An 8,338-nucleotide genomic window follows, 5' to 3' on the forward strand; every position below is an offset into this window, starting at 1 on the left:
CAGCCCACTACGCTGCCACCTGTACCCACCAATGAACGACTCTCCTTCGCCGTGGACCAGTTCACGGGGTCCGGTCAGGATCGTGATTGGTCTCGACGTGGTATGGATTGCGGTCACAACGGTCTACCTGCTGCGCGCCGAAGACCGCACCTACGCCAACGCAGTCTCGGTTCGAGAACGCTGATTAGCCTGTTATGCAACCAAAGTCAGGGACTCGACGGAACTGGGCGAAATAATGCACGTCGCGGTCGTGGTCGAACGGCGGAGCACGCTGTGCCATGAGCTAACTGCCAACCGCACCCGCACTATCGGTGATTCGCCGTGGTTGGCCCACGCTGCGCGCCCTCCCGGTCGGGAACCGGAGGCCTGGCTTACTGATTAGGCCGCATCGCCGATCCGCCGCAGGGCCGGTTTGTCGCTCGGCGCTCAAAGCCGACTTGCCTGAAAAAGGTCGTTGTGCTGAGTTCTTCTTTACCTGCCGCCGTCGGTCAAGCAATCTGTTGCGCAAGCCGCGGTTTGACCGGCTTTGAACGTCACATCTCGCCGGGCGCGGGCGGATGAACGGGCTGTGTCATTACCGCGTCGATCAATAGCCGTGCGGTTTCTTCTGGAAGGCTCAAAAACGGTGAGTGCGAGGCCTGCAGCGACAGTGGCATGACCCCTAGTCGCTCGGCGAAGTGCTCAGCGGCCCGCGGCGTCATCATGCGGTCGAGCTCGCACAAGATATAACTGCGGGGTATATCCGACGTCCAGAAGCCCGAGGCCGTAACCGGCGCGGTCATTGGTGCAAGGCTTTGCGGAGCGAGACGCTCGAAAGCCCAGCGGGCCGTCGATGGATCGCAGTCGTGGTAGAAAAGCTCAGTGGCGTGGTCAAACGATGATATGGCGATGCTTTGGTCATCCTTGACTTCGACGAACTGCCCTAGACCGCCGACTAATTCGCTGAGCTCAGCGATCGACTTGCCTTCTTCGGGTACGCCGGCCGCCAAGTAAGCAACGTGCTGCAGTTTGTCGACTGACTGAGCGGCGGCCACCGTCACCGGAATTCCACCCATCGAGTGCCCCACCAAGACGTCCCCCGGACTTAAAACCTCCAAGATCGCCTCGACGTAGCCGCCCAGCGTAGCCGCCTCCCCGCGACGGTCGCCATGGCCGGGTAGATCGATCGCCGCGCAGCTATGGCCCAGCCGGGTGAGTTCGGGAATAAGCCGTGTCCAGCACCACGCGCCGTGCATTCCGCCATGAACGAGGACGAATCTCATGATTGAACAGCGGATTCAGCGTCTACGTCGATAGATCTGTCAGTCGGCTCAACCGCCACCGGAAGACCAGTGGAGTCCTCGTCCACAATCCATCTCAGCATTCGACGAACGGGTTCCATTCCGTCTTGGGCTGTGCCATACGATCCGGCACAGGCAAAGCCGAGTGTGACAAGCCGCTGAACGCCGACAAGGGGCAGAGTGTCGCGAAAATCTTCTTTCAGTGCCTCGGGATAAACACCAACAGTCTGCGTGTAGGCGTCCATATACCTCATGATGTCCCCGATGTCGTCTACCGGAACGAAATTGGCGACACGGCAATTGAGGATCGCGGCGAAACCTACTGGCTCAGGTAGTTGTGAGATCACGATCGCGCCTTCACCACGCTCGCCTCCGATGACCCGATACCACTCGCCTAGCGGCCGGATAGCCTCCAGTTCGGCTTTAAGTTCGGCATCAAACGTTTTCGGCGTCGTGCTCAGATGCGGGGGGAGGGCCAGCATTGCGCTATAGGTTAACTGCCCTAGGGTATTTGCCTTAGCAATCCCGTCGTCATCGGTGCCAGACATGACGTAGACGAGGCGTGCATTCACGCAGCCGACCTGGTTGAGCTGTCCGATATCCAGGGCCAGTCGGTGGGCAGCGTCGACTAGGGTTTCGGGATCGCAGAAAGCCGCGGGCCCGATAACGCTGCAGCTTCGTTTGGGATCGAATGAAATCAGCTCCAGACCAGGCTGAACATATTTTGTAACGTGCCTAACTGAGGTCATTCCACCCCAGGCGAGGACCTTTTCGACGTTCGAGGGATGATAAATGCGCTCTTCGAGCTGGTCGTCGCCGCCCTTCCAGTAAGCCACTGAAATGTGGCGTGTCACTGGATGATCGGGCGCCACATCGCACATCGTTTGCACGAGCGCGGCGGCGGTGTAGGGATCGTTGGACGGTGATTTGATGATACTGTCGCTGCGCGTCAGGGCGCTACGAATTATCGTCAACGCCGAGATCAGCGGTGAATTGCCCGCTATGACATGGACCGCGCGGGCACCGAATGCGCGGGTGCGCACGATCTGACCGGTTGCCAGCGTGCGCGGAATCCATCCATCCAGATATGGAGCCTCATCGCCAAGGACCTCTTGGAGGACCTCGCGGCCAAATGAGGCGGTGAGCAACCGGTACTCCTCATCAATAATGGGCGGAGTGGTCGGCGCCGCATCATACGAAAGGTGGCGAGCCCGCTGCAGATACACGTTGTTGTTGATGTCGAGGTATGTACCGAGCTCAGCAAGGAAGTCGACTATCTCTCGTGTGCTCAACGCCTGTAGGTCGGCGAGACCGTCGACGTGAGGCAGCGGCAACCGGTTGAGGTGCTGCTGCAGATCAGGTGTACGAAAAGTCGATGCGCCGCGGCCGTTGAACGTTTTCAGGTCGTCGAAGATCACCTGGCCGCGCAAGATCAGCGGTACAACAGGGACATTGTCGGCCACAGGCGAGTTTTCGGTTGCGCCCACTGATGTCACGACCATGCTGTCGTGGAGCCTTCTAATTCATTGAGATACGCCAACGCATCACCATGCGCCTTCGCGGTTGCGGCGCAGGTGATCTTGTCGTCATCGCCAGCATATTGATCAGCCAACCGGCAAACGGTGTCGAAATAGTACGGACTGGAGCGGCCGCAACCGCAGTCCGCGGCCCAGCTCAGGGTGACCTGATCCCCTGAAATAAAACCGCCCCAATGACTTTGGGCAAGTAGATCGAAGAATGCCGCCTGGCCAGTTTGAATCCCGGTCCGGGGGAGCGGGGCGCCCGAGGCCGGATCGAGAACGAAGGGAACAATCCATGGATTGACATGGTGGTGGTCGTACTCGCAACCTAACGCGGCCAGCGCGACCTCGGACATCGAGTAGCCGCCGCGGACGCGGTCGTTGCCGACAAAGGCCATCACGTCGTCTTTCCATCCTTGCGGTGGTGTCATCCCCTTGGCGCCGCCGCCCGAGATAACAATCGAGTCTTCACTAAATTGGTTCCGCATGCCCCGCTGCAGACCGTCTTTGGCCATCTTGTGAATGAGGTTCCAGGTGCTCAGAATGAGAATGCGTTGACCGGTCAGTTCGTTGAGAACGCCATCGAAAAATGCCGCAATCCGCTCACCCGCAAGCGCTGTCTGCGCATCGAATGCTTCCTTGCGCTCGAGCAATGATGGATCGATCCGCAACGCATCCAGCCGCCCGCTGGCCTGGGCGGCCCGCAATCGTCCTGCCAGATACATAACGTCTGAGCTGAGCCGTCCGGGATAGGCCGCGTGGAAGCGTTGCTCTCCTCTGGAGATGTGTTTGACCACTTGGTCGTTATTGCGTAGATGCCCGAGTGCGCCGCTGCGATAGAAGGGATAAACCACGTGGATTCCGTCGTGGGTCCGGCAGTCCTCGTCCTGCCCGAATCGCTGCAAAATTAGCGCACTGTGCAAGGCTCCCAACGTGTCCCATTCTTGCTTGTCCCATGGCAGCAGCGACAGGGTGCCCGTGGTCCCTGACGAATGTGCGATGCACAACGGCGTGTCGCGGTCTAAAACATCGAACCAATCGTCCAGCCCGACGCATCCCGACGTATCCACGTCAGACAAGTCATGCGTCGTGAGCTTTTGAAGCCAGCGGGTGAGCTGGTCGAACCGTTTGTTGTCAATCAAGGATGTCGGGTAAGACTTGAACACGGTGTGGTCGAACAGCAGTGGTATGACGCTTTCTAAGTCATCGATTCGGTCGATGCCTTGGCGCTCGGCCGTGTGACGCAGAATCGGTACCCGATCGCGCAAAGTGTCGAATCGCCACTGCAAGGCGTCGCGTTGACATACTTCGACTTCGCGCCAGGGCATCGAATGCATTCTGGTCAGCGACCCGCCGAAATAATTGACTGGATCCTCGACCATGTTCACGGCATCAGCATGGATGCCCCCCATGACACGGCCATCTGTCATAAGATACGAAAATACATATTTGAAGTATCAGTCCGCAAGGGTGGTCGCGCACTCAATCCCGTAGGCCCCTCCGCCGACCGTCAAGCCCGACTGCCGCGAGGCTGCTAAAGAGCGACGACGTGACCAGTCGAGCCGTCAACACGGATAGGATCGCCGTCGCGGAGCCGTTGTGAACCATCAATCGTATTCACGACACAGGGAATGCCGAGTTCCCGAGCGAGTATCGCGGCGTGGCTCATCGGACCCCCGATGTCGACGACCACAGCGCCCGCCAAAAACATCAGCGGCACCCAGCTCGGGTCAGTCGTGCTGCATACCAATATGTCGCCTTCATCCATCCCGTCGGCGACAGGATCGGTTACGACACGGGCGGTTCCCTCTGCTACACCACCACTGACGGGTAGCCCTGAGACCCGACCAACCCCCTCGCTGCGTGCTACCCGGGCAGCGATACTGGTGTGGATGGGATTGCCAGTCCAATGCCGCGGGATTTCGGTTTTGAGGTAGTCGCAACGTATTTCATTGCGCTGAGCGATAAGGTCACGAAGCTGGGCGAACCGGGTCGGCCGAGCTGTGAGTTCGTCGACGGTGAGAAACGCGATGTCGTCGGGCGACTCGATTATCCCCTGCGCGTGCATGATTTGACCTGCCGATCGAGCCGCGACGCGTGCCTCGTCGATCGCATACAAGAACGCCACCTTACCGACTTGACGGCGAAGTATGGCCTGCGCGGTCCATCGCAGGAGCAGCGCCACGAACGGGCGCTTCGCCGGTGTCAGACCGGCGAGTAAACGACGCTCAGCCGCGCGTCGGACGTCAACTCGCGCGCGTTCGACTTCACGAGGTGAACGTTCGATCGGCACGCGACAATAGAGATCCATCATGCTGAGGATGGGAGCATGGTCTTCACGCCAGCTGCGGCCGGTGATGTCGCCTTCGCGGGGTCCGTGGTAGCCATGGTCGTTCAGGAATGTGTCCATCGTGCACAAACCGTGCGCCATCTCCCAGATGCCCTGCAACACGGCGGTTTCCTCCATCGCGCCGTACCCGGTGGAGAGGGCGAAGTGGTCTGCGAGATCATCGGCGCCGTGAAGTTGACTGGTGCGGTCGTAGAGGGCCTGGGCGATCAACGTGTTTTGTAGATGCACGATCATCGTCGACTCGAACCGGCCCGTTGCCGCAAGCAATAGCCGCCGGGCCTGGTCCAATGTTTGGGGCGGGGAAGCGATCGCCTCATGCCAGTAACGCTCATTGGCTATCCGAGCCGATCGTAGCGAACGGATAGCCTGCGTCAGTACGATCGGTAGGCGTGCGACGACAGCAGGATAGCGGCGACGCATCGGTTCATTGACCAGTCCACTATTGAGACCGCCGAACATTTGCTTTTCGATGGCGTCGCCGGTCGAACCCGGTATGCGATCACCCATCGCCCGTACCAGGCTGACGTTCACACATGCGCGTCCGGCAAAAATGCCGAAGAACCGGTGATCGGCTATCGACGGGTCGAGCGCGGCGGCCTCACGAGCCGAGAGGAGCCCCAGCGATTGGAACACCCGCATGATGACGGCGTTCACACCGTCACCCCAGAAGGTCCAACCCAACGGGTACAACACACCGGGCATCGCCTCGCCTGCGTTGGCCGTGGTCCAGGCGGTGCCAACGCCGCTGATCATGTTCAGGGGATCTTGGCAGGCAGTCGCAATTCCCGCATCGTCCATCGCGATTTCGCCCTCTCGCCAGCTCATAGCTATCGAAGTTTATAGGATAGCTGATATATTTCGAACTAAGAATGATCTGGCGTCCGGGGCGGCGGCCAGGCACAGGCTACGGACCCCTATCAGCGTCGGCCACAAGATGCACTGTGTGAAGAGCAGCTAATCGCCGGGCTATCACGTCTCATGGTAAGTGCTACCACTGCTTGAAATAAGAATGTATGAACTCGTATGCTTTTGTAGCATGACGACGACTGCGGCCGTGGAACTTGAACCGGTGATCGACGACCTCGCTGTGTATCTCATGCCCGGGCGCGTCAAAGGCCCCGCCCCCGGGCACGGAGCGGGGCCGCGACGAGCGCTCGACGAGGCCGTTGACGCAGAGCGTCTTGGGATAAAAACTGCCTTTCTCACTGAGCGATACGACCTGAAGAATGCACCCGCGCTGCTCGGCGGCATCGGCGCGGTGACCACACGGCTTGAAATCGGAACCAGTCCAATCGTCACGTCGTCCCGGCCGCCAATTGTCATAGCTGGATTCGCGGCAACGATGCAAGCGGCTTTTGGGGAGCGATTCATTCTTGGACTCGGACGAGGAATTACCGAGGCACCGGATGGCGCCGGGCTCCTGCCGTTTGGCGACACCGCCGAGACCTTCGCCGACTACGTGCAGATGATCAAGACGCTGCTGCGTGGCGAGGTAGTCAACTACGACGGGCCAGCCGGACGCTTTCGCAACCTGCGCATGGTCGACACGCTCGAGGGACCGCCGCCACCAATCTGGTACTGCGCCATGGGTGGGCCGAAAGCCTGCAAGCTAGCCGCACACGTAGCCGATGGCCTCATGCTCATGCCGATGCTTACGGCCGAAGCGACCGAACGCGCTGTGAAGACCTTCCGAGAGGAGCGAGAGCGCATCGGGCTGGACCCAAATAGCGCACAGGTATGCCAGTCAGTGGTAACGGCCTGTGAACTCGACGAGGTAAAAACCGCCAACATAACGTCAGCTCGCTTCGTGACGTATGTCGTTGGTGGGTATCAATTTCTGGCGAAACGCTATGTCCGCGCCAATGGTTGGGACATGGATGTGATCCGCCGAATCGGTGAGCATCCCATGTTCGGTCAGCGCGGTCAGGTCAGCCCGAGCGCCGACGAATCGTTCTACCGTAGTCAGCTACTTGAGCCCGGCGCCTTGGTTCCCGAGGAATGGATGCAGGAATCCTGCGCCATCGGATCGGTCGAAAAATGTGTGTCGAGATGGCAGGACTACCGGCGGGCGGGAGCAGATCAGATAATGCTCTACGGCAGCACGCCCGCAGATAGCGTCAAGCTGATCGATGCGTGGCGGCGTGAGAGCAATCGCAATGATTGATTGTGAGGACTTTGCTTCCTACCGGTTACGGCGCTGATGGCGATCCCAGCGCCGTCGCAAAATACCGTTGCAATCGTTACGGGTGCATCGTCAGGGATTGGCGCCGAATGCGCGCGTCGGCTTGCACATGCAGGCCACCGTGTCGTTCTCGTTGCGCGAAGTCTGGGCAAGCTCGAGAAGTTGGCCGCCGAACTCGAGAGTCGCGGATCGGCTCCCATCGTGAAGCGATGCGATGTCTCTAGCGCTCAAGATCGGGGACACCTAGTCCGAGAACTCGACGAAAGCGGGATGGTCGTCGAAACAGCAGTTCTCAACGCGGGATTCGGAATGGGCGGACCGTTTATTGAACACGATCCTGACCGACTACAGACGATGCTGCGAACCAACATAGAGGGCGTGGTGATGCTCGCTTCGGCCTGGGCGCCGCTTATGGCCGCGCGCCAACGGGGTGCGATTCTTATCGTATCGTCGAGCGCTGGTAATCAACCCACGCCGAATCTCGGCGCATACTGTGCGACGAAGGCCGCAGTAACATCGTTCGCCGAAATGCTGCATGAGGAACTGCGGCACTGCGGGGTGACGGTGACTGTTCTGTGCCCGGGGAAGGTGGAAACGGAGTTCACCGAAGTTGCGCAGGTCCACAAAATGTCCGATCGAGTGCCCAGTGCGCTAACCATATCCGCGCCGCGGTGCGCCCAGGCTGGATTGGATGCCCTTGCCGTAGGGCGAAGAAAGGTCGTGCCGAATCTTGGGCCCCGTGCGCTTTACTACCTTGGCGGCGCATTACCGACCGGAATATGGCTTCGCGGCAGCCGTCGCCTGCTGTCGAATGGATGAGGTCGAGCGGCCAGTCTTTTCAAGCGCACCGCCCGTCCGGCAAGGCACATGCTGTCTTATCCGACCCTGAGTCCAAGCACAACGTAGCGGCACGTAGCAATTGCACCTACTGGCCTGACCCCGGTTGGTTGATCCACGGCTTGTGAGAGTCTTGCAGCCCACGATGTGGGCAGGAAGGCTCGACAAG

General features: G+C 59.8%; 7 protein-coding genes. 3 read left to right on the forward strand and 4 right to left on the reverse strand.

Annotated elements, in window-relative coordinates; genetic code table 11:
• Positions 1-184, forward strand: a 184-nt coding sequence (locus BST14_RS30620) for a hypothetical protein (protein ID WP_211280828.1), incomplete at its 5' end; no start/stop codon positions are given.
• A gap of 349 nt (positions 185-533) precedes the next feature.
• Here BST14_RS30620 and BST14_RS26925 read toward each other — a convergent pair.
• The 4 genes from BST14_RS26925 to BST14_RS26940 form a co-directional block, all read right to left on the reverse strand.
• Positions 534-1,262, reverse strand: coding sequence for an alpha/beta fold hydrolase (locus BST14_RS26925; protein ID WP_083067346.1), 729 nt, complete (start codon positions 1,260-1,262; stop codon positions 534-536).
• Positions 1,259-2,743: an acyl-CoA reductase gene (locus tag BST14_RS26930; RefSeq protein WP_245845783.1), complete on the reverse strand. Its 1,485-nt coding sequence runs from the start codon at positions 2,741-2,743 to the stop codon at positions 1,259-1,261. Before BST14_RS26930 ends, BST14_RS26925 begins: the two co-directional genes overlap by 4 nt.
• Before the next feature lie 29 nt (positions 2,744-2,772).
• Positions 2,773-4,188, reverse strand: a complete 1,416-nt coding sequence (locus BST14_RS26935) for a long-chain-fatty-acid--protein ligase (RefSeq protein WP_142279639.1) — start codon at positions 4,186-4,188, stop codon at positions 2,773-2,775.
• A 146-nt stretch (positions 4,189-4,334) separates the two neighbouring features.
• A complete protein-coding gene (locus BST14_RS26940) occupies positions 4,335-5,975 on the reverse strand; it encodes a PEP-utilizing enzyme (RefSeq protein WP_083067349.1) in 1,641 nt (546 codons plus the stop codon).
• A gap of 211 nt (positions 5,976-6,186) precedes the next feature.
• Here BST14_RS26940 and BST14_RS26945 point away from each other — a divergent pair, with 211 nt between their 5' ends.
• Positions 6,187-7,314: a TIGR03857 family LLM class F420-dependent oxidoreductase gene (locus tag BST14_RS26945; RefSeq protein ID WP_158085940.1), complete on the forward strand. Its 1,128-nt coding sequence runs from the start codon at positions 6,187-6,189 to the stop codon at positions 7,312-7,314.
• 36 nt (positions 7,315-7,350) lie between these two features.
• Positions 7,351-8,151, forward strand: a complete 801-nt coding sequence (locus tag BST14_RS26950; RefSeq protein WP_083067351.1) for an SDR family NAD(P)-dependent oxidoreductase — start codon at positions 7,351-7,353, stop codon at positions 8,149-8,151.
• Positions 8,152-8,338: the final 187 nt, after the last annotated feature.

It is taken from the genome of Mycobacterium arosiense ATCC BAA-1401 = DSM 45069 (assembly GCF_002086125.1).
GTDB lineage: Bacteria > Actinomycetota > Actinomycetes > Mycobacteriales > Mycobacteriaceae > Mycobacterium > Mycobacterium arosiense.

What these genes read in the sequence shown, in the direction of transcription:
- BST14_RS26925 (WP_083067346.1), bottom strand. Translation starts at nt 1,262, where the DNA reads ATGAGATTCGTCCTCGTTCATGGCGGAATGCACGGCGCGTGGTGCTGG.
- BST14_RS26940 (WP_083067349.1), bottom strand. Translation starts at nt 5,975, where the DNA reads ATGAGCTGGCGAGAGGGCGAAATCGCGATGGACGATGCGGGAATTGCG.
- BST14_RS26945 (WP_158085940.1), top strand. Translation starts at nt 6,187, where the DNA reads ATGACGACGACTGCGGCCGTGGAACTTGAACCGGTGATCGACGACCTC.
- BST14_RS26950 (WP_083067351.1), top strand. Translation starts at nt 7,351, where the DNA reads ATGGCGATCCCAGCGCCGTCGCAAAATACCGTTGCAATCGTTACGGGT.